The sequence below is a fragment of the Paenibacillus intestini genome (genome assembly GCF_030803945.1).
Taxonomy (GTDB): domain Bacteria; phylum Bacillota; class Bacilli; order Paenibacillales; family Paenibacillaceae; genus Paenibacillus; species Paenibacillus polysaccharolyticus.
In genome coordinates this window covers 53632-79442 of the sequence record NZ_JAURUN010000001.1, presented here as the reverse complement: position 1 = coordinate 79442, position 25811 = coordinate 53632, and the positions used below count along the sequence as shown (strand labels likewise).

Here is a 25811-nt window from a genome sequence, read left to right as displayed (position 1 = left end):
TGTGAAACCAATCAAGGTTTGGGTTTGAAATTATCCAGCCATGAGGTAGCCGCCTCAGTCCATTTCTCGGTAAATGAGCCTGAAGTGTCACCTTCTTGGAATTTATGATAAGGGGCCACCTTGTCAAACAGTCCGGAAGAAAGAAAAATCAATGTTAAACAGGCTGCTACAGCGTAGTGAAATACTCTATGTTCAAACCATCGGCGGTTTCGTTCACCTCTAGAATGTCGTGTCTTGCCATCGGGCGCCATACTCTCAATTCGCTTCATGACGGAGTCGGTAAAATCCGCTGAATTCGGTAATGCAGGGTAGTTTCGCTCCATATCTAAAGCTTCAAGATAATCTTGCATTGCATCTGGTTCATTCAGAAGAAACTGCTCCATCAGAATCGCCTGTTTGCCGCTGATTCGGCCTTCGATATAATCCGTCCATTGCTGGATGGTATACATTTCTTTTTTACTCACGCCACTCTTCCTCCTTCCAATGATTTCGAATCCACTGTCTAGCCCGGTATAACCTTGATTCAACCGTTTTTACAGCAACCTGAGCCTCATGGGCAATTTGCTCATAATTTTTCTCGCTCAGATAATAAGCGGTAATAATATCCCGGTGCTGGGCAGGCAGCTGATTAATCCGCTCACGAAGTTTCTCCTGCCGTTCTTCACGAATGACACGGGCTAGAACGTCTTCATCCCGTCCAGGCAGATTAACTACCATTTCATCTCCGCCCAGATCTTCAGCACTCCGTCTGCCCAGCTTGCGTTTGGCATCAATAGCCTTGTGAAAAGCAATCCGTGTGATCCACGTCTTGAACCCTTCGGATCGGTAGTCGGGGAGAGATTTATAAATCTGAATGAACGCCTCCTGAGCGGCATCCTGTGCATCCTGATCGTTACGTAAGACAGAATACGCCACATGATAGACATGCTGACTGTATTTGTCGATCAGAACACGCATTTGAGATGCATCCCCTTGACGGATTTGTTCAATTACGAGCGCTTCGTCAATAACTCTCCCCTCCTCTCCAATTCTATAGACGACGACTGGTCAACTGACCCCTGCAATTTTTATTAACTTTTTATAATTAGTCTCCCTTGGGGTATTGAAGTTATAGATTTATATAAAGCTAATAAGAAGTATATTATGGAGCAAAATAATATCAAAAAACAGGCACAGAATGAATTCTGGCCTGTTTATTTAATTTAACGTCCGCCATTGCGGAAACGTTGCGTATACGCTTTGGCATCCTGTACATTTTTAACACGATTCCTGCTCCACTCCAGCAAAATTCGGTCGATGTACCTGAAATGCACTTTTCCTGCAAATACCGCTTCCTTCAAAGCCATCAGAATAAGTTCTTCCTGATAGCGATCCTGATCCAGCCAGCTGGATATCGTTTCACACTCCATTGGCGAGAGAGGACGACCAAATTCTTTTTCAAAAATAGAGAACATATTTCGCTCTTCCTCTTCTTTTTGAACACTGTTCGAATCTGGACGTGAAGTATTGGCTTTTTGTTGTTCTGACCGGGCATGAGCTGCATCTTCCGCTGTATACATCGCAAGCTTGGCATACAAGCCGTGCAGGTCATAACGTTCATACTGAATATCCCGTTCTTCGTCCCGATGCTCATCTATCGTAATGTATCCATCCCTCATCAGACGCTGCAACATTCTGGCAATGCCTTCAGGAGCAAGTCCCATTCGTGTAGCAAGCTCTTCAAGGGTTGGAAATTCATTGAATTCCGCCTGACGGAAGCCCAGTAATTGAATGAGAAGCAGAACCTCAGTATCGGACAATCCAAGCTGATGATAAAAACGTAGTAAGGCATACGGTAGTTGAGCAGTACCTGAAGCCATACCGTAAGCTGCACCGCTTAACCAGGCTTTGGAGGACGCGTCTTCCATATACTCTTTTCCGTTAAGCATTAAGGGTACAGACGATAGAGCATACGAGGGAATGCAATAGTCTCACGAACATGGTCAAGTCCACAGATCCAAGCTACCGTGCGCTCCAATCCCAGACCGAAACCGGAGTGAGGAACCGATCCGTATTTACGCAGATCCAGGTACCATTGGTACGCTTCATCCGAAAGGTTGTGCTCTTCAAAACGCTGTTGCATCAGTTCTGGATCATCGATACGCTGTGATCCACCAATGATCTCGCCATAACCTTCCGGCGCAATCATATCTGCACACAGAACAACTTCAGGGCGATTTGGATCTGGTTTCATGTAAAATGCTTTGATTCCAGCTGGGTAATGCGTAATAAATACAGGAGTATTGTATTTTTCCGCAATCGCTGTTTCATGTGGTGCACCGAAATCTTCGCCCCAAGGAATGTCAAAGCCTTGTCCATTCAGGAACTCAATCGCTTCGTCATACGTAATACGGGGAAACGGAGCTGTAATGCCTTCCAGTTTGGAGACGTCACGTCCGATAGACTCGAGCTCAGCTCGGCAATTTTTCACCACGGATTGAACAACATGTGCGATGAATTTCTCTTGTACGCGCAAGCTTTCCTCGTGATCGACAAATGCCATCTCCGGCTCAATCATCCAGAACTCAATCAGGTGACGGCGGGTTTTGGATTTCTCTGCACGGAAGGTCGGACCGAAGGAATATACTTTACCAAGCGCCATCGCTGCGGCTTCCATATACAATTGTCCACTTTGTGTCAGATACGCATCCTCATCAAAATATTTGATATGGAATAGGTTGGTTGTTCCTTCAGCAGATGAAGGCGTCAGGATCGGAGGGTCCACCTGTGTGAATCCGTTACCATCAAAAAACTGCTGAACAGCACGAATAATCTCTGCACGAATCACCATTACGGCACGTTGCTTGGTGGAACGAAGCCATAGATGACGATGATCCATCAAGAAATCCACACCGTGCTCTTTCGGTGTAATAGGATAGTTTTCTGTCAAATGAATGATTTTCACGCCAGTAACGGTCATCTCATACCCGGACGCGCTCCGTGGCTCTTCACGGATAATACCTGTCACGTAGACTGAGCTCTCCTGAGTCAGGCTTTTGGCATCATTCCAGATGTCTTCACTGACTTCACTCTTAACCACTACACCTTGAATATATCCAGTTCCATCACGGAGTTGCAAAAACTGAATTTTACCGCTGGAGCGTTTGTTATTAATCCAAGCGCCGATGGTAACTGTCTCACCCACGTGCTCATTCACATTACGAATTACACAATTCGTATCCATGCCCATATCTCCCCTTGATTCCATAAATTTGAAAATGCAGCGGACAGGTTCGCACCTGCCCTCTGCACTTCATTGTCATCCTGTATTTACTTTACAGTTAGATTACTTAGAATTCAATACGATTCGGTGTGTATCTCGTGCGATGACCAATTCTTCGTTCGTAGGTACGACAAGAACGTCCACTTTTGAATTTTCAGTTGTAATGCGGCGTGGCTCGCCGGAACGGATCGCATTTAATGCTTCATCCAGTTCAACGCCGAGGTATGTCAATTGCTCACATACTTTCTGACGAAGAACAACGGAGTTTTCACCCACACCAGCTGTAAATACGATCACGTCTACACCGTTCATCGCCGCAGCATAAGAACCGATATATTTACGCAAACGATACTCATACATTTCAAAAGCCAGCGTCGAATTAGGCTCGCCTTTTTCCATGCCTTCTGTAATTTCACGCATATCACTGCTGATTCCAGAAATCGCCAGAAGTCCACTGTGTTTGTTCAACATGGAGCTAACTTCGCTTACGCTAAGTTCTTCCTTGTTCATAACATAAGGCACAATCGCTGGATCAAGGTCACCACTACGCGTTCCCATCATCAGACCTTCAAGTGGAGTCATACCCATCGATGTATCCACTGATACGCCGCCTTTAACAGCAGTTACACTACCACCGTTACCTACGTGACAAGTGATAATTTTCAAGTCTTCCACCGGACGACCGAGATACTCGGCTGCCGCTTTGCTTACGTAATCATGGGAGGTACCATGGGCGCCGTAACGACGTACTTTGTATTTTTTGTAAAGTACACGTGGAATAGCATATAGATAAGCATGTTCAGGCATCGTTTGGTGGAACGCTGTATCAAACACCATTACCTGAGGCACACCTGGCATATTCAATTCCGCCGCACGGATACCCATCATTGCTGCCGGGTTATGAAGCGGAGCTAAGTCAAACAAACGACGGATTTCGGTTTTTGCAGCGTCGTCTACCAGTGAAGATTCTTTAAACGCTTCACCGCCGTGTACTACACGGTGACCTACAGCCTGAATTTCACTAACAGAAGCAACCACGCCGTGTTCCTTGTGTGTCAACAAATCAATGACTTTACGAATCGCAGTCGTATGTTCCAGAATCTCACTAACTTCCGTAACTTCCTCACGGCCAGTCGGTTTATGTGTCAGAATGGAAGAATCCATCCCGATCCGCTCTACCAGACCTTTTGCAAGTACCGATTCATCTTCCATGTTGTACAATTGATATTTGAGCGAGGAACTCCCCGCGTTAATTACGAGTATATTCACAGACGGTCACCATCCTTGTCGTACTTGAAGAATCCTTCTCCTGTTTTCACGCCCAGATGACCTGCACGCACCATTTTTTTCAGGACAATCGAAGGACGATATTTCAGTTCTCCGAATTCACGGAACATTCTTTCGAGAGCTGCCTCAACGGAATCCAGTCCGAAACGGTCAGCCATTTCAAGCGGTCCATGTTGGAAATTATAACCGATACGCATTGCATCATCGATGTCCTCAGCAGAAGCTACACCTTCTTGCAGGACATGAAGCGCTTCGTTGATCAGCAAGCAGATCAGACGGGAGGTTACAAATCCAGGGGATTCATAGATCATAACGCCTTTTTTGTCTACGACTTCTTCAACAAAGCGGCGAGTTTCTTCGAATGTTGTATCGGATGTTTTCAGACCACGAATAATCTCAACAAGATCAACCCGGGATACCGGGTGAATAAAGTGCATACCAATAACACGCTCCGGGTACTTGGTCGAGCTTGCAAGCTCGGTCAAACTCAGCGTGGACGTGTTACTTGCCAAAATCACATTGCTTGGACATACCTGATCCAATTGATTAAAGACTGCTTTTTTAGCTTCCAGATCTTCCGAGATCGTTTCAATAACCATATCGCAAGAGCCCAGTTCAGCCAAGTGCGCTACTTTCGTAATACGGGAGAGAATCAATTTCTTCTCCGCTTTGGTAATCGCCCATTTCTCGAGCTGTTTATCCAAATTAGTTTCAATCATGTCATATGCATGATCAAGCTTCTTAGTCGTATGCTCCACTAGAAGCACATCAAGTCCTTTGGCTGCGAGCATCTGGGAAATTCCTTGCCCCATCGTACCGCCGCCGACAACTCCTATTTTTTTGAAAAACATGGTTCTGCTCCATCCTTTCGGTTCTCTATTTCTCTATTGTACCCTGTTCGCCGAAAATTACAAATTTCGACCCAACAACTAATAATATCTTAGCACGACTGAAATGTAAAAAAAAATAACCAGCATAAAGAAATTATGCTGGTAAACGTGCACTGTCACGAAATTGACAACGAAATTGTTCTCCTGACAAAACTTCCTCACGCATCAGAATGTCGAGAGAATTGTCGAAAATTGACCGTTGCTCTTCAAGCCGGCGTTTCGTCTGCTCCATCAGTTCCTGAAGAATAACTTTATTTTCTCTCATCAGTTCTTCGGTAGTGACCATATCCATATTTACAATCCCGAGTGACGTCAAACCGGAAGCCATCATCGTCTGTACAACATTCGTCGCTTGTTCAAAGTCATTGCGTGAACCTGTAGAACGACCACCATAGTACATTTCTTCGGCGGCTGCACCACCCAGTGCAATCATGATCTGCTCCTCCAGAAAACGTTTCGTATACAGAAACTGCTCCTGTTGCGGGTTATGACGCACGTACCCAAGTGCCTGTCCACGCGGACTAAGGGCTACCTGGCTTACACTCCCAGGACGCACAAGCTCAGCCATAATGGCATGTCCAAGTTCATGAATGGCCACTCTTTTCTTTTCCTCAACGCTCGACTCGCGATCGGTTTTCTCACCCATCATCACTTTGTCAATCGCAAGAGATAAATGACGCTGTTCGATGGTAAGCAAGCCCTCACGCATCGCATAGATCGCAGCTTCATTCATGACACTTTCGAGCTGTGCGCCTGAGAAACCGTAAGACTCTTCCGCTGTTTTTTCCAGACTCACGCCCTGTGTAAGTGGTTTGTTCACTGCATGTAGCTCCAAGATGTGTTTTCTACCTTTTTTATCTGGTAAATCCACCTGAATATGACGGTCAAAGCGCCCTGGACGTGTCAGTGCACTATCGAGCATCTCTTTACGGTTGGTAGCTGCAATCAGCAATATCCTAGGCGTCTCGGAAGTGTATATGCCATCCATCTCCGTCAGCAACTGATTTAAGGTCTGATCATACTCACGTTGCTGTCCACCTTCACGTTTACCACCGATCACATCAATCTCATCAATAAAAATGATCGCATTTTCCTTGTTTTCCTTCGCTGCCCGTGTTCTGGCATCCTTAAACAAATCCCGGATTCTGCTGGCACCTACACCGACATACATTTCAACAAACTCACTGCCTGATGCAGCTACGAATACCGAATCCGTGTAGTGAGCCGCGGCTTTAGCCATCAACGTTTTCCCTGTTCCCGGAGGACCAGTCAGCAAAATACCTTTCATTGGCCTTATCCCAAACTTCTGTATTTCTTCATGACGGATCAGAAAGTCAAGCGCCTCTCTTAATTCCTGCTTGGCACTGTCCTGACCTCCAATTTCTTCAAACGTCAGTTTTGAAGGTCCTTTTTTCTTCCGTTTACGCTCTTGTCCAGCACCTACCGTAATCCCGCCGCGCATCTGCATCATGAATAACAACCCACCAACCAGCAATGCTGCGATCAGAATCGGAACAATATTCACACCGATAAAAGCAAGAAAAATGATAACAACTGGGACAATTCCTATGGCTGCTTCTTTTGTCCATTTAGGCATTAGGCCACACTCCTATCTGACCGGGTACACGCGGCAGTATAATAAACTTGCTGGCTTCTCCGTCTCGCAGACTTACATAAACATTGTTGTCATCCATCGCCGTATTGACTTGAATTCCTCCTGTAGCCATCTTGGACAACGTCGGAGTAATCTCGGCGTATTGTTTGTTCTCCATCGCCTGGGCTACGGTAAACATGGCATCTCCCCACCAGTTTTCAAGCGCCTCATTGGAGTGGTCTACGACATCCAGTTTGAGCGCTCGGGAGCCGATCAGGTTCTGTCCTTCTCTATGAATATATTGCACCAGTCTACCTAAATCTACATTTGGCTTTAAATCAAGTTTCATTTGTACATCATTGCGGTTAATAGTTAACTGAACGCTATTAACACCTTCGTACTGAGTAACCATCTTTTCAATCGGACTCTGTACGGCTACTTGACGGTATATGAACCAACCTCCAAACAACAGGACGGCAGAAACTACGGCGGTTAGAACAATAGGCAATACTTTCAGCTTCAAATGAATTACCCCTCCCAAAATGAGCCCGTCCTTAATCTACAGGCTTGTATATTTAGCTGTACATCATGTCTGCAACGTTTATTGCAGATTTATTTGCGTTGTTCGTTAACTTCAGTACATATCTGAGTATATCACATCGTATATACAATTTCGAAGGCGAAAATATGAATAAATTAATAATTTTAACTATTTCATTTGATGTTCAATGGTTGGAATGCAAAAAACCGGTTCAGTCGGTATCCCGTCTGCCGGTTTTTTGGCTTATTGTTATGTGCAACTATCTATGAATTGACCGTTTTATTCATCATCATAATGGAAGAAGATGTATGAAGTCAGCTGTTCGGTAACGTATATACCAGATCGACTTGCTCTCCGTTGCTAAATCGGTAAAAGCGATAATAGTTATGCGTATCATCGTCATAGTACACTTGCCACACATAGATATTGTTCACAACACCTGGCATGATCCGTTTGATCTCACCGCCTGGAACATCTGAGCTGAAACGGTTGCGAATCTGCATTTCGGTCATCCCGTTCTGCAATAACTCACTGTGCACACCTGCCGCGCCTTGTACAGGCTGATTGTTATTATCAAACTTAACCCAGATCATAATGTCCTGATTATCTTTGTTTTTAGCTGTCATCGTCCAGTATATGTTGTCAGCGCCACTCTTTTCGCCCCACACGTACTTCCGCAGTTCATCAGGTGCTGTAATGCCCAGCTGGTTCTGTGCCGATTCAATCGCCAATGCTTCTTCCTGCCGCTGATCCTGCGTGACATAGACGTAATATCGCTGAAGCCCAATCAAGATCAGAACGAGAATGAGCAGCGATATCCATATCCACTTCTTTTTTTTCTTCAAGAGTTGAACTTCCTTTCCCTAAAAGTGCGCATTGAAGTTGCCTCTTAACGCGCAAGCAATTGATCAAAGGCCAACTGGGATTCCCGCAAAATGCGCTCTTCATCCAGTGTTAAACATTCACCATGTTTTACGACTTGTTTGCCATCTACCCATACATGTTCCACATCTTTCGCCGAAGCCGAGTAAATTGCATGTGAAATCAAATCCGTGTGTGGATAGAAGTGAGCCTGTTCAATGTTGAGTGCAATAAAATCAGCCTTTTTACCAACTTTCAAAACTCCAGTATCGTTCAGGAAGATGGACTTCGCACCGTAAGCTGTTCCAAGAAGCAACGCTTCCCCGGCAGGTACGGCGGTAGGATCACCGGATACTCCTTTATGAATTAAAGCTGCAAGTCTCATTTCCTCAAACATATCCAGATTGTTGTTGCTTGCCGGTCCGTCTGTTCCTAAAGATACAGTAACTCCTGCTTTCAACAAAGCGGGAACACGAGCTACACCCGATGCAAGCTTCAAATTACTACCCGGATTATGGGATACAGCGACATCATGACGTGCCAAGATCTCGATCTCTTCATCGTTGAGATGCACAGCATGCGCTACGAGTGAAGGACGTGAGAAAAAGCCATGCTTCTCCAAATGTGCCACTGGACGCATGCCGTAATCTGATACATTCTGCTCCACTTCACGAAGCGTCTCTGACATGTGCGTATGGAGAGGCAGGTTTAGATCATGCGCAACTTGAACAAGCTTCTCTATGTAATCTGGAGGGCATGTGTAAGGCGCGTGCGGAGAGATTACGGTTGTGATGCGTCCATCCGCCTGTCCATTCCATTCACGCGCAAACGCAGCGGACTCTTCGAGCTTTCGCATCTGCTCTTCTTCGGAGCACAGTCCAATGACACCGCGAGCCAGCGCAGCTCTTGCTCCTGACTGTTCAACCACTTTTGCTACCTGATCCATGTGGTCATACATGTCCAGGAAAGCTGTTGTTCCGCCTTTTAACATCTCAAGCACCGAAAGGGATGCTCCCCAATACACGTCCTCAGAAGTCATTTTGGCTTCCATTGGCCACATTTTTTCTTGTAACCACACTTGCAATGCCAGGTCATCACCATGACCTCGAAGCAGAGACATTGCCGCATGACCATGCGTATTGATCAGACCCGGCAGGAAGAGCAGTCCTTTTCCATCCACTTTAGGCAGGTTCTCGTCACCATCCGGCAGCGTCTCACCAATATGCACAATCTTGTCATTTTCAACGACCATATACCCTTGAATCACAGTCCAATTGGCACCTTCATTTACAGCAAATTTACCATTTTGGATTACCCATTTATTCGTTGTTGTCATCAAGCTCATCTTCCTTCCCGTTCTCCAAATAATAAGCCAAACTGAGCAAATCCGTTGTAAAGTCTGCATGATGAATCCGCACATGTGAAGGCGTTTTTAGAATCGTCGGTGCAAAATTCAGGATCGCCTCAATACCCGATTCAATCAGTTGATCGGCAACATTCTGAGCTTCCGTGTCCGGCACCGTGATGATCCCGATACGGATGTTATCTTTCTGAACCGCTTCTGTAAGTTCTTCCATAGGTTTGACCGTCAGGCTATTAATTTTACTGCCAATCTTAGGCCCAAACGCATCAAAAATAGCGACAATTTTCATATTGTCCTTCAAATAAGCATTATAATTCGATAAGGCATGTCCGAGATTACCGGCCCCTACCAGAGCCACATTAATTTGCTGATCAATTTTCAAAATGTGACGAATCTTCTCGATCAGGTAAGACACATCATACCCGATTCCTTTACGACCAAAATCACCGAAATAAGCTAAATCTTTACGGATTTGAGCTGGATTCAAATCCAGTCGCTGTCCTAGTTCCTGCGAGGAAACCGTTGTCACCTCACGCTGAACCAACTCGTTTAAATAACGCAAATATACAGGCAGACGCCGTACTACCGCTTCTGATATTTTATCCGATTTCATCCTTGCTCCCCCTTACCATCGCCACGATTAAATAAATATTGAAAAGATGAGCATTCTGTATACATGCAATATCCATGCATGATGTCCTCATACAGAATGCCCGAATTATTAGGAATATAAGTTCATTAAAGCGCTGCCCTGTTCGAACTTTGTGAAGTCTTCTTCAAAGTTTAACGCCATGGTGAAGTCCAATGCAATGTTATAGCTTTACATCGTAATTATTTTTGAGTTTCTGCAGGTCGATCTAACCATTCAGCAATACGGGGAACCATCTGTTCTGTCAGCATATGCTCCATCTTTGGTCCCGGTAGCGAATACAGGAAGTACTTGCCGTAATAAGCTTCAATTACACGCGTATCATACACAATGACGATTCCGCGATCTTTGCCTGTCCGAACGAGTCGGCCGAAGCCCTGCTTGAAGCGAATGACTGCCTGTGGCACAGACAGCTTCATGAATGGATTCTTCTTCTGCTCTTGCAACAGTTCACTCTTCGCTTCCAGAAGCGGATGGTTAGGCGGCTGGAAAGGCAGTCTCACAATCGCAAGACAGGTCAGCGCTTCACCCGGAATATCCACGCCCTCCCAGAAGCTACTCGTACCCAGCAGGACTGCTGCTTTGGCATCCTGGAAGCGTCGGGTCAACTTCGAACGATTCCCGCTGTCAACACCTTGCCCCAGTAACGAGATGTCATTCCCGGACAAAGCCTCTTTCAGTGGTTCATAGACTTGTCGAAGCATTTTATAAGAGGTAAACAGCACCATCATACGTCCTTGAGTTGCAATCGCCGTCTCAGCAAGAGAGTGCACCAGCATCTGTACAAAGTGCGCGTCCCCTACGCTCCCCTTCAGACTCGGGAAATCCCGCGGGATTACTAACAAAGCTTGTTCCCGATAATTGAATGGGGAAGGTAGCATCGAGGTCAGAAGCCGATTATTGTCGGCAGCTTCCTGCAAACCCAGTTGCTCAATCATGAACTGGAATGACTTATCCACCGACAGCGTAGCCGATGTAAGCACAACGCTTTTCTTTTTATCGAAAAACATCTCTTTCAATTGCGCGCTCACATCAACCGGAACAGCGTATAGCTGGAGTGACTTGCTACGGAACTGTCCGCTGGCCTCCATCCAGTACACGGTCTTGGCATCATCCATACGCATGAAGAATCTTAAATTCTCCTTCATCGTCGTCAGATCTTTCAAGAGCCCGGTGATATCAGTGATCAGACTGTCGGACTGATAATCATCCTGATCTTCTTTTACTTCGAGCAACAGTTTGTCACCCTTACGAACCAAATCACCCAATGTCACATAGATCTGGTTCTCCAAATCCTGCAACTCCTGCCACTTGGCAGGCTTCTGAGACGCTTTAAGCCGCAGCGAGAACTGTCCGGTCTCCCCTGGAGAAGCATCACTCCGTTCAGGCAAAAGACCAAACAGAGCATCGCTCAGACGATCCCACATTTCCTTCACTTCCACGGCGAGAGGAAACATCTGATCCACCATTGAACCCCACTGTACACCGTTCTCGTGCCCTGACAACTGAGAGCGAAGCATGGGAAGCTGACCATTACGACTATCTTTGAACAAACGGGTCAGTGTGTGTACGAGCGTAAAATACTTCATGTGAAGCCCCAAATGTTTACCCGCTACATCTTCAAGATGGTGCGCTTCATCAATGACCAGACTTTCATAAGCTGGCAACAGCTGATGAGCAGCCTTCACGTCTGTAAACAGTTTGGAGTGATTGGTAATCACAATATCAGAAAGTCCCGCCTCATGTTTCGCACGATGATAGAAGCACTTGCGGAACCACGGACAGGATCTACCGAGACAAGACTCGGACTCGCTCTGCACCGTTTCCCAGAAATCTCCTCCGCGTGCACTGAGGTTCAATTCTTCATCGTCACCCGTTTCGGTTTGTGTGAGCCACACAATCATCTGTGCTGCCGTGAAGTAATCCTCTTTCGGCGTAGCAAATTCACGTTTGTTGATTTTGTGTTCGAATTTGCGTAGACAGAGATAATGGCCTCTCCCCTTGAACACGGAAGCTTTGAACGGAAAAGGAACCACCTGCGTCAGCATCGGAATATCCCGTTCGCGCAGTTGTTCTTGCAAGTTAATGGTGTGAGTGCTTACCATCACCTTCTGTTCTTGTTTTACACTTTCATAAATAGCAGGTAACAAATATCCCAGGGATTTCCCTGTTCCCGTTCCGGCTTCCAGCAAAAGATGTTTCTCTTCATCCAGTGCCTGCCGCACGCTGCCAAACATCTGTGTCTGTGCTTCACGCTCTTCATAATGATCCAGTGTCTCTTTGAGGTTGGCGCGCACCTGATCCATAAACTGATCAAAGGTCACACCGTCCAGCGGATTCGCTTCTCTTTCATCCCGAGGAGCTCCAATTTCCGTCCAGTCACTAACGTTAAGCGCCAGCTGACGGTAATAGGTATGCCCATCCAGGTCCTGAATCGGTTCTGCTTCCTTCTCCGCACGTAGTCCGTCGAAAAACCATCCCAGATCACTGTCTTCTGGTGCAAACAGGTCGCTAAGCCGCTGAATTGTAATTAACGGCAGCTCTCTAAGTTCATCGAGACATTTGAGCAAAACATGAGCTGTTGCCAGTGCATCACTGTCAGCCTGATGAGGCCGGTCATGTTCAAATCCAAATTCGGCTGATACATAACCAAGCTGGTATGAACCCAGCGACGGAAAAGTTATTTTCAAGAAATCAATCGTATCCAGAATACGACCTGTAAACGGTAAATATCCACATCGATCAAGTGCATTCTGTAAAAAATGAAAATCGAATGCTACGTTATGGCCCACCAGAACCACATCGTCAAGAAGCGGTACCATCTCCATCATCATCTCTTCAAGAGATGGAGCATCCGCGACATCTTCTTCTGTAATTCCGGTCAACCCAGTGATGAATGGCGGAATTGGAACACCCGGATTTACATAAGAACTATATATTTGAGTTATGCTGAAGTCATGGTCTATGATGGCAAGTCCGGCCTGTATGATCTCACCGTCGGACTGCGTGCCGGTTGTTTCGAAATCCAAAACGGCAAATTTCATTGCAATATACGATCCCTTCCATTCCAGTCTATGTTACAGCATAGCAAAAAAAAGGACATTTGAAAATTAACTGACAAAAAAGCGGTGTTTCCGCCGCTATGTCAAAGGAGGAAACACCGTTCTTTTGTTGCCACATGTCTTTTTCAATTCAGGGCAATTTGGGCATGTCTTGAAACAGACTGAAGTGCAAGTGCAGATTTTCAGACACACCCTAGCTGGTTTGCGTATTGCAGTTTACCTCTGTTCAGCCTGCAAACTTCCATGTTGTACAGAGGTTCGGTCAACGTCGGGTCATACTGAAGGGCCTGTGCGAACAGGGAGCATGCTGCTTCTGGATTGGAGAGCTTCGCTTGGATACAGCCCAGAGCATTACATACAAGGCCTTTGAGTCTTGCTGATCCCTTAAGTAGCATAATCTGCTGTAAATGGGTTTCAGACTCATAAATCTGCTCCAGACTTAAGTGTGCGAGTGCCAGATAAAAACGGGCTAAGGCACTATCCGGGTAATCGTTCACAACCCGTAAGAATTGATCAATAGCCTGCGGATACATTTGTAGCTTAAAATATCCTTGGCCGCGGCTGAAGCATTCAAGATGAAGTTCAGGCAAAGCTGTCACTGCTTCCTGCTCCGGCTCAAGTGAAGCCGGTTTGTCCAGCTCCCTTTCCCGAATCTGACTCATCTTTTCTTCAAACATTAGCCATTCATCCAGCATCCCGTCACTCATTCGTTTGAGCAAATTCCATTTTTGTTGCAGCTCCTGTTTGTTCAGACCTTCAGCGGAAGGATAGCTCTTGATAATTTCATCTAACATGTCGTTCATTTCGGCGAAAACATGCTGGAACATCGATGCATCCCCACCCTTGGAAAATGAATTAGTGCAGTGACCTGTACTCATTTTTTGCTGGATGGGCCGATTTCATTCCCCTTCCCAGTCGATTACAAGATCGTGGCGTGAACTTCTTTCTTCATCGTCTGAACCGGTTTGTTCTGACTGTCCACAAACACCACGGTAGGTTTATGCGTATTCGCTTCTTCCTGTGACATCATGGCATAAGAAATGATAATGACTGTATCTCCAGGCTGTACAAGACGAGCGGCAGCACCGTTCAGACAGATGACGCCACTGCCGCGAGGTCCTGGAATTACATAAGTCTCCAGCCTTGCTCCGTTGTTATTGTTCACAATTTGCACTTTTTCATTTTCCATTAAATCCGAAGTTTCCATAAGGTCTTCATCAATGGTAATGCTACCCACATAGTTCAAGTTGGCTTCCGTTACCGTAGCACGGTGAATCTTGGATTTCATTAGAGTTCTAAACATGGGACAGCACCTCCATTTTTTGAATACGTATATTATCAATCAATCTTGTTTTCCCAAATTTCACGGCTAGTGCAATTAGCAGATCATCATATGCATTCAATTCCTCTTGGTCTGCAAGAGGCTCCAGACTTGGAAAAGCCTGAATCTCGGCATAATCAATGACAGCATGCTCAGATTTGCCAATATGTTCATGAAGCAGACGACGAATGTCTTTTGCTGTAACGGCTGTTCTAATCTCCACCGACTCCTGTGCGGCGCGCAGTGCCTGAGACAAGACCAAAGCTTCCTGACGTAGCTCTGCGCTCAAATAGACATTACGGGAGCTGAGCGCCAAACCGTCCTGCTCACGAACGATAGGACAAGGGATAATGTCCACTGGCATATTCAGATCATGTACCATTTGCTCAATAACGGCCACCTGCTGTGCATCCTTCATCCCAAAAAAGGCTTTCTGCGGTTGCACGATGTTAAACAGCTTCGATACTACGGTAGTCACTCCGTTAAAATGTCCTGGCCGGGATGCGCCACATAAGCGCTCTGTAATCCCGGATACGGCAATCGTCGTTTGCGTCGGCTGGGGATACATCTCTTCCACCGAGGGAATAAATACGATATCTACCCCTTCAGCACGAGCCGTTTCAAGATCGCGCTGTTCATCCCGCGGATAACTTTCAAAGTCTTCATTCGGGCCAAACTGTATCGGATTAACAAAGATGCTTAGAACAACGATGTGGCTCTGTTCTCTCGCTGCTTTCATCAGACTGGCATGGCCTTGATGAAGGTATCCCATGGTGGGCACCAGTCCAACGATCGTTTCTTCGGAATGGATCGCTTGCTTTTTTCGCATCAAGCTTAGTTCCCGTCTTAACTCTGTGATCGTCCGTATGACTTTCATCAGCGAATTTCCACCTTTTCTTTACGTTGTCCATACAATCCATCCAGCACGCCATCCGCTGCACTGAAAACATGCTCTTCGGCCGGGAAGGAGCGATCCTTCACTTCTTTTACATACGTTTCAATACTGCTGCGAATCACACTTCCTACATCACCATAGGTTTTGACAAATCGTTTAGGCGTGTATGGTGAAGCATATTGAACCACATCATGAAAAACGAGCACTTGACCGTCACATCCCCGCCCTGCACCAATGCCAATGGTCGGGATCGACAATTCCTTCGAGATTGCCTCGGCCACTTCTTCCGTCACGAGCTCGAGCACGATGCCGAAAGCCCCTGCGGCTTCAAGCGCTTTGGCTTCATTCATCAGACGTTTGGCATCTGCTGCATCCTTGCCCTGAATCCGGTAACCACCGATCTGATTCACCGATTGTGGTGTTAATCCAATATGTCCGAGCACAGGCACACCTGCTTGCACAACAGCCTTGACTGTCTCTGCAATCTCAACGCCGCCTTCCATTTTGACCGCATGAGCATGACCTTCCTGCATCAACCGGCGAACACCTTTCAATGTTTCATCAACGCTACCGTGATACGTCATAAAAGGCATATCTGCAACGATAAACGTGTGTTCCGCTCCACGCACAACCGACCGAGTGTGGTAGACCATATCATCAATCGTGACTGGCAAAGTTGAGTTATAACCGAGGACAACATTACCTAGAGAGTCGCCCACCAAAATCATGTCAATGCCGGCTTCTTCGGCGAGCAGAGCAGTTGGATAGTCATAAGCTGTAATCATGCTAAGCGGAATGCCATCTTGCTTGTATTTTTTCATCTTCACAATGTTTAATGCTTGTTTGTTTGCCATTTGTCTTGTACCCCTCTCACCTTTTCAATTAAACGCAACAAAAAAACCTTTTAGTTTTCCACTAAAAAGTCCCGAAAAGTCAAAAAAGAGTCACTTGCGATCGTCCCTTCTGTCTCGGTCCTCTTCGGCTCAGAGCAGAATCCAACAACACATTTGTTCTTATTCCATTTTTTCCTTGCTATTGCTGTCCTACTTGTCTAGGTAAAACGCATCAAGCAGAACAAAGGTTACTGCTCATCGGAGTGCAGCTCGGTCAATAAAGCCCGATACCGCCTCACGAAAACAGTATACCAAAGTTCTGCTCAAAGTTCACGTCTTATGTTCGAGATCATTCAAGAGTTTTCGACAAAATATCAGCTTTTCCAAGTCACTTCGCCAGATATGATCAGTTCGCGTACCCCATCCTGCTTCTCAACTACCAGTGCTCCCGAAGAGTCCAGCCCTACAGCTGTTCCCTCAATCACACCGTGAGGATTGGTAACAGTCACCTTTCGATTTAACGAAACGGACAACGCTTCCCATAGTGAAGATATAACTCCAAATCCCTCTTTTTGATATAAAAAATAAAGATGTTCCATTTCCGTTAAAATAGCGGCTGCCAGCCCCGTCCGATCAATAGCTTGCCCTGTTTCAATCTGAATCGAGGTGGCAATCTGTTGCAAGTCTTCCGGATAATCCTGAGAATCGAAATTTACATCTACGCCAATGCCCGCAATGCAATATCGAACCTGATGATCTTCCACCGCAGATTCAAGTAAAATGCCACATATCTTACGGTCATTAATCAACAAGTCATTCGGCCATTTGATGCCAGCCTCTGCACCAGTATAAGCTCGAATCGCTCGACATACAGCTACACCAGTCATAAGGGTAAGCTGGGGCGTATGTTGCAACGGTAATTCGGGGCGTAGCAGCACGCTCATCCAGATCCCTTTTCCAGGAGGGGAGAACCACTTGCGGCCGAAACGCCCCCTGCCGCCAGTCTGTTCTTCAGCGAAAACCACCGCGCCCTCACTCTCGCCCTCTTCTGCCAGCTTAAGAACATCAGCCTGTGTAGATGACGTTGAGGACAGCATGATCGCTTTACGGCCAAATGTTGTCGTCTTCAGAGCAAGTTGGAGAGCTGTCTCATCAATGCTTTCGGGTCTCGTGACCAGACGGTACCCTTTACGGGAAACGGCTTCAAACTCATAACCCATCTCCCGTAATTTATTGACATGTTTCCATACGGCGGTTCGGCTGATGGACAGATGCCGGCTAATCTCCTCGCCCGACACAAACTGTCCGTCAGCATGAAGTAACATATGTAATAAGTCCTCATGCTTGGTCATTCGCAGCCACCCGTTTCACTTCAGCACTTAGTGTTTCATACTGATTCTTTATATTTCCAATCGCCGTTTCCCTGAGCAGATGTTTCATGAGTTGTCCGAGCCAAGGTCCACCTTTGCGCTCCACTAATTGCAACACCTGTTCACCAGTGATTTCGAGTTCTTTTATTGCGTGGACTGGCATGGATCGGCTCCAGTCTGCCGCGAGAGTTTGAACTTTAACGAGTCGATCATGTGTCTGTTCAGAACCTTCACGCCACTGTTTCGGCAATTGCTCTTGCAAGAGCAGCCAGTCGTTAGCCGCCTGAGCACCACAATGGAGTACGGACACAATCCAGTTTTCCCGCAGCCCTTGATCATCTTCGCAATGCTCCACAAAATCAGTCACCAGTTGCTCCATCTGAAGCACACCCGTAATTCGAACACGTTGTTCATTGGAAAATGTCCACAGCCGCAATAACTTGTCTGCTTCTTCCCGGTTGTATCCACCAGCCAGCAACACACATGACCATCGAAGCAACACATGTTCTCCTGCCAAATGTTGCAAGCCAGTTAACAAATCTTTATTGAACCTGGAAGAATCCACTGGTGCTTTGACATATTCTAGCGCTCTGCTGCGAAATAACAATTCCAATCCCTTGAGCGGATGAGGACCTGCCATCATTTTTACCATCTCGGTACGAACCCGTTCCATCGCAATATGCCGGAGCAGTTCGCGTTGATCAACGAGTCCCTTCCAGGTATTGTACGCAATTCTGAAATTAAAGACGGAAGCGAACCGAACGCAGCGCAACATACGCAGAGCATCCTCACCAAAACGCTCAACCGCCAAGCCTACACAACGCACAAGCTCTTGTTTAATATCAACTTGTCCGCCAAAAGGGTCAACTATAGCTCCCTTCACGTCCATTGCAAGAGCATTCATGGTGAAATCACGCCGCTCTAAATCTTCCTTGATGTCTTGAACAAACTGCACTGCTGCAGGCCTACGATTATCCTGATATTCCGACTCTGTCCGAAAGGTCGTCACTTCAAAGTAATAGCCGCCAGAGCGGACCGTCACGGTCCCATGCTGTAATCCCGTAGGAATACAATCATCAAAGAGAGCCATAACTTGCTCGGGAGAAGCAGAGGTCGTAATGTCCATGTCGTCCACGGCACGCCCCAATATTTCATCCCGAACACAGCCGCCAACCCAATAAGCCTCGAAGCCATGTTCATTTAATCGAGTAAGGACATTCTGACTTTGTTTTGCCATTTCATCATCTGCTTGTGTCCATTGAACCACCACATATCACCTCTTCTCTTGCCAGTTGTGGTTCCCCACACTTAACCGCAAACGGGATTGAGACTGGGGATTTCTCTTCCAAGCACACGATAATATATCTTTTCATATTCCTGCCGAATGGAGTCATTGCAGAAATCATGATGTGCACGATGAAGGCAAGCCTCCCGGATCTCGGCAGCCAAACGCTCATTCGTCAGAAGACGAATCGCATTCTCAGCCATAGATTGGGTATCCCCGATCGGAGAGAGAAATCCTGTCTTCCCATGCAATACTAGTTCCGGAATACCGCCAGCCTGCGAACCAATCGTAGGCACACCACATGCCATCGCTTCAAGTGCTACCAGACCAAAGCTCTCTTTCTCGGATGGAAGCATTAAAATGTCGGCCATTGATATCACCTGAGCCACATCATCCTGTCTACCCAGGAAATGAACCTTTTCACTCAAGCCCAGTTCTTTAATTTTACACTGAATTTTGGGCAAGTCGGGGCCTTCACCCACAAACAACAACTTCGCGGGAACCTGCTCCTGAACTTGACGGAATACTTCCACTACGTCTTGTGTTCGCTTGACTGGACGAAAGTTCGAGATGTGCATCAGTATTTTTTCATGAGGGGCAGCATAATCACGTCGCAGACTCGCTGCATCTCTTGGATAATAAACACGTTTATCAATAAAATTATAGGTCAGGTCAATCGGACGCTGAATATCCAGTAGCTCAACCGTCTCCCGAATCAAATCCTGAGAAACAGCTGTTACCGCATCACTTTCATTGATCGCAAGACGGATCAGATCTTTCAACGATTCATCCTGAGCAAGTACCGTAATATCCGTCCCATGCAAAGTTGTAACCACTTTCAGATTGTCTCCGACCATCTGTTTGGCGAGAAATGCACATACCGCATGCGGTACAGCATAATGCACATGTAGCAAGTCTAGCTGTTGAGCCTTTGCCACCTGAGCCATCTTGGTTGCTAAAGACAGGTCATACGGAGGATACCGAAACACGTAATAATCGTTAACCTCTACTTCATGATAAAAGATATTCTTCTGAAACTTTCCTAATCTGAACGGAATGCTGTTCGCAATAAAATGAACCTGATGTCCCTGTTCGGCCAGCAATTTGCCGAGTTCCGTTGCGACAACCCCGGATCCTCCGAGGGACGGATAACAGGTGATTCCGATTTTTAGCTTTTGATCCATCGGGTTGGACGCTCCTTTGATCTCCCGCATATTGCAGGTTGATATCATGCAACGGAAATTAATTGATGTCATGATTTGTTTATGGTCTGTTTATATAACTAGACCTATTATAATTCACACGTCCACTCCGATGACAGAATTACCTGCCAATCGCTGTTATCCCCAGATTTTTTGGATTCCCTTTTACTAAAAGGGGAAAATCCGGTGATAAGCCTATGCTTACAAAGTAGCTTTCTTTCAGGAAGCTTTTAGGCGAGCGCTTCGCTTTTTCAGGTATTTTCTGTCCTCTCCGTTCAAGTGTGAATATATGGTTCTATCTATATACAGAGGTAGCGCCGTTTAGACGCCAAACTGTTTCACTACATAAGGCGTTATCGTTGCAAATCCTTCTGCAAACGGGATTAAGCTACGTTGTCCAAGTAAGGAATCACGTGCCCTCACTCGTTCGATATAACCTTGATTCAGCGGTGTAGATACGATACCTGCACCCTGCTCGAACTGAGATCGATAACAGCGAAGCGAGGCTTCCTTTTGTTCATAGTGTTCCGTAATATCCACAATCAAATCCGTAGGACCGATATCGTTGATAAAGTAAAAATAAGTTTCCTTCACTTGTACAGCTGGCATGTCCGGCATATAATTTCGAAGCTTCGCGTTAAATACCGCTTCTTGCACGAGTTTGCTACACATAATATGATCGGGATGCCGATCCTCCCAGTAAGGTGCAAAAACAATTCGAGGTGCATGTCTGCGAATCTCAGCGGTAACCGCTTCTACATGTTCTGGTGTAACATACAGCCCCCGGTCAGGTAATTCGAGATTTGTTCGACACGAAAGACCGAGGACGCGTGAGGCTTGCTCCGCTTCCTCGGTTCTGCGCTCCACGGTGCCATTGGAGGACATCTCGGCACGAGTCAGGTCACATACGCCTACCTTTAACCCGGCAGCCGTATGTTTCGCAATCGTTCCAGCCATGCCAATCTCGGCATCGTCCGCATGTGCACCGAAGATAAGAATATCTAGACTCATTGAGAGTCACCCGTATTCAATCCAGCGTCCGGCTTATACTTATGTACGAGTTCCCTCCAAGCAAAATCACCACGGTCAAGAGCTTTAACAAGGATCTCGGCTGTTGCAATATTGGTAGCCAGTGGAATGCCCTGAACATCGCACAGGCGAAGCAGTGCATTAATGTCCGGCTCATGGGGCTGTGCCATTAATGGATCACGAAGGAAAATGATCAGATCCATCTCGTTTTGTGCAACCAACGCTCCAATCTGTTGGTCTCCCCCAAGCGGCCCTGATTCAAAACGATGAATCTGCAGGGATGTACCTTCCATAATACGAAGACCTGTCGTACCTGTTGAATATAATTGATGGTCTGTAAACACAGGCTCATAGGCCGTAACGAAGTTTACCATTTCTTCTTTTTTACGATCGTGGGCAATAAATGCGATTTTCAACATGACAATCTTCAATCTCCTTTAGTCGATAAAGTGGTCAAAGCCGTAAACGAGTCCTGTATATTCCATCACCTTTTGTACACCGATCTTGACTCCCGGCATATAACCAGCACGCTCATATGAATCATGACGAATTTTCAGCGACTGTCCGTAATCGCCAAATACAACTTCCTGCTGTGCGAATACACCTGGCAAACGCACGCTGTGAATGCGGAATCCGTTATAATATCCACCACGTGCACCCTCAATCGTTTCTTCTTCGTTCGGATTGCCTTGACGAATTTCTTCACGATTGGCTGCAATCAATTCAGCTGTTTTGATCGCTGTTCCTGAAGGTGCATCCAGCTTCTGATCGCCATGGTATTCAATGATCTCTACGTTAGGCATATGTTTGGCTGCCTGTGCTGCAAAACGCATCATAAGAATGGCTCCAATCGAGAAGTTAGGCGCGATCAGTCCGCCAATACCTTTCTCCTGGCATTGCTTGTCCAACTGTTCAATCTGCTCCGGCGTAAAGCCGGTAACACCCATGACGGGTCTCACGCCATGGCGGATAGCAATCTCTGTATGAGCAAGAGCAAATTGAGGCACTGTAAAGTCAACCATGACCTGTGGTTTGGTTTCAGCAAAAGCCATCTCGATATCATCGGTTACCAATACGCCACACTCTGGCAGTCCTACCAGCGTTCCTGCATCCGTGCCTGCTCCGGAGCGGTTGACAGCGGCAGCAAGCTCCAAATCCGAGTCTTGCAGTACCAGTTTCACAACTTCACGGCCCATTCGTCCAGCCGCTCCGATCACGGCAACTCTTATCACTTCACTCATCTTGGCTGCATCTCCTTCACTATGTTAGTTCATCTAGTCGTTTTAACCCATGCATCTCATCCAGTCTGTATTTATTGTAACACTCGACTGTGAATATCAATTACTGCATCGATTTCAACCGTTGCTTCGTTTGTTGTAACATCTGATACAACTGCCCGTTCTGCGGATCAAGCACAATTGCATCCTGTAACACCTGAAGGGCACTTTCGTATTCGTTCAGATCGCTGTGAGCAAGAGCCAGCATCACATGTGCCTCCACAGACAGTGGATCCAGCCTAATGGCTTCTTTAAGAAGTTGGGAAGCCTCGACATATGGCTTGCTTGATTCTGTTCCAGCCTGCTCAAGCAGTAATTTGGCTCTAACTGTAAGTTGCTTCGCTTCAAGTGTCTGCAGATGAAGCACATATTCTTCGGCACCTTCGGATAGTTCCACCGCCTTGCGGGCATATTCGAGTGCAGGAAGCAAATGTTTGCTTCGGGCGTGCGTTATGGAACAGCGATAATATAACTCGGCATGCTCCGGGTGAGCATGAATAGCCGCTTCGAACCAGCGAATGGCTTGCTCAAAATCATTTTGCAATATACAGCGGTAAGCCTGCTGCATATAATCTTCCGGTTTCATCATCAAGCTGACCCTCCCCGTGCGGGTGATGGTACAGCATATGTAATCTACGCCTAATCGGTGTTTTTTGGAGTCCACCGATTTGCGTCGCGGGTATTAAATTTATGCATAACTTTGTCATGCGCTTCAGCCAGATCAATACCGAGCGAGTTTGCAAAACAGATAGTGATAAATAAAATATCACCAAGCTCAAGTTCAATTGAATTGGCAGCTTCGGAAGCTTTCTTCGGTTTCTCTCCGAACTCGTGATTCACTTCACGGGCAAGCTCTCCAACCTCTTCAGACATCCGGGCCAGCATGGCCAGAGGACTGAAATATCCCTCTTTAAATTGAGAAATATAGAGGTCAACCTCACGCTGCATTTCCGCCATACTTTTCTCCATGAGAGCAGGTTCTCCTTCTATTCTGATGTCGTGTTTGTTCCTAATAATATCAGTTATTGATGTTTACTTCCACCATCATACGGTACAAATCATGATTAATGTCCGGCATAATCATTTTTAAAGACTATAGAAACAGGTATACTAAGATGGGAATGATGACTTCCTCATTCTAATTCAAGTACAGAGAGGGATCTTATGAGCACTACCAAAACGTGGATTCAACTAAAACTTGTACTCCCAATACTGTTGGGTACAACTTTATACGCCTTTGGGCTTCTTTATTTTATTATCCCCAATCAGTTAATGGAGGGCGGACTTACCGGGGTTACCGTGCTGATTAACTATGCCTTCGGGGTTTCCCCATCCCTTACCACTCTTATTTTAAATGTTCCGTTATTTCTGATTGGGCTTAAAGTGCTCGGTAGCAGACAGATGATTTATACCGGAGTCGGGATTGGGGCGTTGACCTTATTTCTGTGGCTGTTTGAGAAAATGATTCATCAAGGCTGGATTGAACCGTTACATACCGAGAATGATCTTCTCTTGGCCGCATTATATGCAGGGGTTACCTTGGGAGCCGGGCTTGGCATCGTGTTCCGCTGGGGCGGTACGACAGGTGGTTCCGACATTATCGCGCGTATCCTGAATCGAAAATATGGGTGGAGTATGGGACGAGTGCTGTTAGGTATCGACTTTGTGATCATTGGCCTTTCCCTCATTTACATTCCCAAGGAAAAAATTCTGTATACACTCGTAGCTGTGTTTATTGCATCGAAGGTTATCGATTTCATTCAGGAAGGTGCCTATTCAGCCCGTGCATTTATGATCATCAGCGATCATGCTCCCGAGATTGCCGATCAAATCACCAAAGATATGGATCGCGGCGTTACGCTCATTCCAGCCATCGGCGCTTACTCGAAACAAGCAAAGCATATGGCATATTGTGTTATTTCCAGGCAAGAATTTCGCAGGTTACAAACGATTGTACGTTCCATTGATCCCAGGGCATTTGTCATTATCAGTGATGTACACGATGTGCATGGGGAAGGTTTTAAAGAAAGCTGAGACTTTATTTTTACGATAGTAAAATATGCAAAAAAAGAAACCTCTTCCCACAGCAAAACGTCAGTCTATCGGCTGTCTTTGTGGTAAGAGGTTTTCGTTGATCATTTTATGATACATCTATCATGATAAATAGGGAAAAATGACTAGCGGCGATATGTAAAAATATCCTGTTGCTCGGCACGATACTTACGGTACCCCGCATAACTCAGCGTAGCAACAATGACAGAACTAATTATTAGCCCTGCTGCCCGGCGGTCTGGCCCTTGTACATAGGGCACAAAGGCACTCTCATCCTTTTCACGTCCAAACAGTTGATTGACTAACTCCTCTCCATGTTCGGTCATGCTACGGAGCTGTGATCGATCAGACTGCTTTGCATGTGTCAGTCCTTTGAGATGGGATAACCAAGCATCCATTTGAGCGATCTGATACGGCTCAAGCCGAATGATCGCCGCTGGACGGATCGTTTCATAGTGCTCTTCAAGAACACTAAAGCGATTAGTCAGAATCGCTGCACTGTTGTTCTGATTAACTGCCAGTGATAACGCATCCAGATCATTCTTCACAATTTTATAATATTGGAGCCAGAGCGGTTTAGCCGGATTGGCCAGACTGTCCGTAGCAAGTCTGAGTTTGGCTGAAACTTGCTGAAGCAGATGTCTATCCCCTTTGAATTTAGCTGTAGCCTCCTTGACTTCTACCACCGTTTCGGACAACGCATGAATTCCCTCAACAGAGGTTTGACCCTCAAACGAGACATGCGCCAGACTATTCCCGATACGCGTAACGCTGGCACGTACTTCCTCCATGTTATTTTCAAGCACCCTGCGATATAGCACAGTAGCCTCTTCATTCATTTGTGCAATGGTATAAGTTGAGGAAACTTCCTGATTCACATTTGGTTTGAATTCACCACTTTGCGCGGATACCCTGTACGAAGCATTGGTCCAAAGCAGCAGAGCCATGAGTGATACCGTCAACCATCCCGTTAGACTCCTGAATGTTCTCTTCATGGACATCCCTCCCATCATCAATGTATGGCGAGGGATGTCTGGT

General features: G+C 46.2%; 26 protein-coding genes. 1 reads left to right on the top strand and 25 read right to left on the bottom strand.

The genetic code is table 11. From position 1 onward, the window contains the following. Positions 1-11: 11 nt before the first annotated feature. The 24 genes from J2T16_RS00435 to J2T16_RS00320 form a co-directional block, all read right to left on the bottom strand. Positions 12-464 (bottom strand): hypothetical protein, encoded by a 453-nt coding sequence (locus tag J2T16_RS00435; protein WP_253493490.1) that lies wholly within the window; start codon positions 462-464, stop codon positions 12-14. Continuing rightward, positions 457-957: an RNA polymerase sigma factor gene (locus J2T16_RS00430; RefSeq protein ID WP_090917132.1), complete on the bottom strand. Its 501-nt coding sequence runs from the start codon at positions 955-957 to the stop codon at positions 457-459. The genes J2T16_RS00435 and J2T16_RS00430 overlap by 8 nt, the downstream gene beginning before the upstream one ends. A gap of 245 nt (positions 958-1202) precedes the next feature. Then, a complete protein-coding gene (locus tag J2T16_RS00425; RefSeq protein WP_499017432.1) occupies positions 1203-1907 on the bottom strand; it encodes a DnaD domain protein in 705 nt (234 codons plus the stop codon). A 20-nt stretch (positions 1908-1927) separates the two neighbouring features. After that, positions 1928-3223, bottom strand: a complete 1296-nt coding sequence (gene asnS / locus J2T16_RS00420) for an asparagine--tRNA ligase (RefSeq protein ID WP_090917136.1) — start codon at positions 3221-3223, stop codon at positions 1928-1930. A 102-nt stretch (positions 3224-3325) separates the two neighbouring features. Continuing rightward, complete coding sequence (locus J2T16_RS00415) at positions 3326-4531, bottom strand: acetate/propionate family kinase (RefSeq protein WP_154890595.1); 1206 nt, start codon at positions 4529-4531, stop codon at positions 3326-3328. Then, positions 4528-5400: a 3-hydroxyacyl-CoA dehydrogenase family protein gene (locus tag J2T16_RS00410; RefSeq protein WP_123066052.1), complete on the bottom strand. Its 873-nt coding sequence runs from the start codon at positions 5398-5400 to the stop codon at positions 4528-4530. The genes J2T16_RS00415 and J2T16_RS00410 overlap by 4 nt, the downstream gene beginning before the upstream one ends. A 133-nt stretch (positions 5401-5533) precedes the next feature. Continuing rightward, entirely contained in the window at positions 5534-7036 is a 1503-nt protein-coding gene (locus J2T16_RS00405) for an AAA family ATPase (RefSeq protein WP_336120221.1), read from the bottom strand. Further along, positions 7029-7556, bottom strand: coding sequence for a hypothetical protein (locus J2T16_RS00400; protein ID WP_090917144.1), 528 nt, complete (start codon positions 7554-7556; stop codon positions 7029-7031). Before J2T16_RS00400 ends, J2T16_RS00405 begins: the two co-directional genes overlap by 8 nt. 332 nt (positions 7557-7888) lie before the next feature. Next, positions 7889-8419 (bottom strand): hypothetical protein, encoded by a 531-nt coding sequence (locus J2T16_RS00395; protein ID WP_499017428.1) that lies wholly within the window; start codon positions 8417-8419, stop codon positions 7889-7891. 44 nt (positions 8420-8463) lie between these two features. After that, positions 8464-9771 (bottom strand): amidohydrolase, encoded by a 1308-nt coding sequence (locus J2T16_RS00390; RefSeq protein WP_221788204.1) that lies wholly within the window; start codon positions 9769-9771, stop codon positions 8464-8466. Beyond that, positions 9755-10411: a redox-sensing transcriptional repressor Rex gene (locus tag J2T16_RS00385; RefSeq protein WP_154957563.1), complete on the bottom strand. Its 657-nt coding sequence runs from the start codon at positions 10409-10411 to the stop codon at positions 9755-9757. The genes J2T16_RS00390 and J2T16_RS00385 overlap by 17 nt, the downstream gene beginning before the upstream one ends. 218 nt (positions 10412-10629) lie before the next feature. Then, on the bottom strand, positions 10630-13491 hold the full coding sequence (dinG, locus tag J2T16_RS00380; RefSeq protein ID WP_221788202.1) for an ATP-dependent DNA helicase DinG: 2862 nt from the start codon (positions 13489-13491) through the stop codon (positions 10630-10632). Between the two features lie 200 nt (positions 13492-13691). Then, positions 13692-14387, bottom strand: coding sequence for a tetratricopeptide repeat protein (locus J2T16_RS00375; protein WP_312027597.1), 696 nt, complete (start codon positions 14385-14387; stop codon positions 13692-13694). A gap of 41 nt (positions 14388-14428) precedes the next feature. Next, a complete protein-coding gene (panD, locus tag J2T16_RS00370) occupies positions 14429-14812 on the bottom strand; it encodes an aspartate 1-decarboxylase (RefSeq protein WP_090917154.1) in 384 nt (127 codons plus the stop codon). Beyond that, the gene (gene panC / locus J2T16_RS00365; protein ID WP_499017424.1) at positions 14805-15707 is read right to left on the bottom strand and encodes a pantoate--beta-alanine ligase; all 903 of its coding nucleotides are present in this window, start codon (positions 15705-15707) and stop codon (positions 14805-14807) included. Before panC ends, panD begins: the two co-directional genes overlap by 8 nt. Further along, positions 15707-16579, bottom strand: a complete 873-nt coding sequence (gene panB, locus J2T16_RS00360; protein WP_499017422.1) for a 3-methyl-2-oxobutanoate hydroxymethyltransferase — start codon at positions 16577-16579, stop codon at positions 15707-15709. The genes panC and panB overlap by 1 nt, the downstream gene beginning before the upstream one ends. A 353-nt stretch (positions 16580-16932) precedes the next feature. Further along, a complete protein-coding gene (locus J2T16_RS00355; protein WP_154890604.1) occupies positions 16933-17910 on the bottom strand; it encodes a biotin--[acetyl-CoA-carboxylase] ligase in 978 nt (325 codons plus the stop codon). Next, positions 17897-19195 (bottom strand): CCA tRNA nucleotidyltransferase, encoded by a 1299-nt coding sequence (locus J2T16_RS00350; RefSeq protein ID WP_499017419.1) that lies wholly within the window; start codon positions 19193-19195, stop codon positions 17897-17899. Before J2T16_RS00350 ends, J2T16_RS00355 begins: the two co-directional genes overlap by 14 nt. Before the next feature lie 41 nt (positions 19196-19236). Next, entirely contained in the window at positions 19237-20397 is a 1161-nt protein-coding gene (gene bshA, locus J2T16_RS00345) for an N-acetyl-alpha-D-glucosaminyl L-malate synthase BshA (RefSeq protein WP_253493422.1), read from the bottom strand. A 339-nt stretch (positions 20398-20736) separates the two neighbouring features. Continuing rightward, the gene (gene bshB1, locus J2T16_RS00340) at positions 20737-21426 is read right to left on the bottom strand and encodes a bacillithiol biosynthesis deacetylase BshB1 (protein ID WP_090917166.1); all 690 of its coding nucleotides are present in this window, start codon (positions 21424-21426) and stop codon (positions 20737-20739) included. Then, on the bottom strand, positions 21423-21863 hold the full coding sequence (mgsA, locus tag J2T16_RS00335) for a methylglyoxal synthase (RefSeq protein ID WP_090917168.1): 441 nt from the start codon (positions 21861-21863) through the stop codon (positions 21423-21425). Before mgsA ends, bshB1 begins: the two co-directional genes overlap by 4 nt. An 18-nt stretch (positions 21864-21881) precedes the next feature. Further along, a complete protein-coding gene (gene dapB, locus J2T16_RS00330; RefSeq protein WP_221788199.1) occupies positions 21882-22685 on the bottom strand; it encodes a 4-hydroxy-tetrahydrodipicolinate reductase in 804 nt (267 codons plus the stop codon). A 100-nt stretch (positions 22686-22785) separates the two neighbouring features. After that, entirely contained in the window at positions 22786-23310 is a 525-nt protein-coding gene (locus tag J2T16_RS00325) for a tetratricopeptide repeat protein (RefSeq protein WP_154890606.1), read from the bottom strand. A 50-nt stretch (positions 23311-23360) separates the two neighbouring features. After that, positions 23361-23690: a nucleotide pyrophosphohydrolase gene (locus J2T16_RS00320; RefSeq protein ID WP_090917174.1), complete on the bottom strand. Its 330-nt coding sequence runs from the start codon at positions 23688-23690 to the stop codon at positions 23361-23363. A gap of 195 nt (positions 23691-23885) precedes the next feature. On the opposite strand from J2T16_RS00320, the gene J2T16_RS00315 reads away from it, so the two are divergent. Further along, positions 23886-24755 (top strand): YitT family protein, encoded by an 870-nt coding sequence (locus J2T16_RS00315; protein WP_221788198.1) that lies wholly within the window; start codon positions 23886-23888, stop codon positions 24753-24755. A gap of 143 nt (positions 24756-24898) precedes the next feature. On the opposite strand, the gene J2T16_RS00310 is transcribed toward J2T16_RS00315, so the two are convergent. Next, positions 24899-25768, bottom strand: a complete 870-nt coding sequence (locus J2T16_RS00310) for a sporulation protein YpjB (protein ID WP_221788197.1) — start codon at positions 25766-25768, stop codon at positions 24899-24901. Between the last annotated feature and the right edge of the window lie 43 nt (positions 25769-25811).

Bases quoted from the DNA above. Each gene is read 5' to 3' on its own strand.
- J2T16_RS00315 (WP_221788198.1), top strand. From the start codon at position 23,886: ATGAGCACTACCAAAACGTGGATTCAACTAAAACTTGTACTCCCAATA.
- J2T16_RS00320 (WP_090917174.1), bottom strand. From the start codon at position 23,690: ATGGAGAAAAGTATGGCGGAAATGCAGCGTGAGGTTGACCTCTATATT.
- dapB (WP_221788199.1), bottom strand. From the start codon at position 22,685: ATGAGTGAAGTGATAAGAGTTGCCGTGATCGGAGCGGCTGGACGAATG.
- J2T16_RS00310 (WP_221788197.1), bottom strand. From the start codon at position 25,768: ATGAAGAGAACATTCAGGAGTCTAACGGGATGGTTGACGGTATCACTC.
- J2T16_RS00405 (WP_336120221.1), bottom strand. From the start codon at position 7,036: ATGCCTAAATGGACAAAAGAAGCAGCCATAGGAATTGTCCCAGTTGTT.
- J2T16_RS00375 (WP_312027597.1), bottom strand. From the start codon at position 14,387: ATGAGTACAGGTCACTGCACTAATTCATTTTCCAAGGGTGGGGATGCA.
- dinG (WP_221788202.1), bottom strand. From the start codon at position 13,491: ATGAAATTTGCCGTTTTGGATTTCGAAACAACCGGCACGCAGTCCGAC.
- bshB1 (WP_090917166.1), bottom strand. From the start codon at position 21,426: ATGAGTCTAGATATTCTTATCTTCGGTGCACATGCGGACGATGCCGAG.
- J2T16_RS00385 (WP_154957563.1), bottom strand. From the start codon at position 10,411: ATGAAATCGGATAAAATATCAGAAGCGGTAGTACGGCGTCTGCCTGTA.
- panC (WP_499017424.1), bottom strand. From the start codon at position 15,707: ATGAAAGTCATACGGACGATCACAGAGTTAAGACGGGAACTAAGCTTG.
- J2T16_RS00425 (WP_499017432.1), bottom strand. From the start codon at position 1,907: ATGGAAGACGCGTCCTCCAAAGCCTGGTTAAGCGGTGCAGCTTACGGT.
- asnS (WP_090917136.1), bottom strand. From the start codon at position 3,223: ATGGATACGAATTGTGTAATTCGTAATGTGAATGAGCACGTGGGTGAG.
- mgsA (WP_090917168.1), bottom strand. From the start codon at position 21,863: ATGTTGAAAATCGCATTTATTGCCCACGATCGTAAAAAAGAAGAAATG.
- panB (WP_499017422.1), bottom strand. From the start codon at position 16,579: ATGGCAAACAAACAAGCATTAAACATTGTGAAGATGAAAAAATACAAG.
- panD (WP_090917154.1), bottom strand. From the start codon at position 14,812: ATGTTTAGAACTCTAATGAAATCCAAGATTCACCGTGCTACGGTAACG.
- J2T16_RS00410 (WP_123066052.1), bottom strand. From the start codon at position 5,400: ATGTTTTTCAAAAAAATAGGAGTTGTCGGCGGCGGTACGATGGGGCAA.
- bshA (WP_253493422.1), bottom strand. From the start codon at position 20,397: ATGGATCAAAAGCTAAAAATCGGAATCACCTGTTATCCGTCCCTCGGA.
- J2T16_RS00355 (WP_154890604.1), bottom strand. From the start codon at position 17,910: ATGACCAAGCATGAGGACTTATTACATATGTTACTTCATGCTGACGGA.
- J2T16_RS00430 (WP_090917132.1), bottom strand. From the start codon at position 957: ATGCGTGTTCTGATCGACAAATACAGTCAGCATGTCTATCATGTGGCG.
- J2T16_RS00390 (WP_221788204.1), bottom strand. From the start codon at position 9,771: ATGACAACAACGAATAAATGGGTAATCCAAAATGGTAAATTTGCTGTA.
- J2T16_RS00325 (WP_154890606.1), bottom strand. From the start codon at position 23,310: ATGATGAAACCGGAAGATTATATGCAGCAGGCTTACCGCTGTATATTG.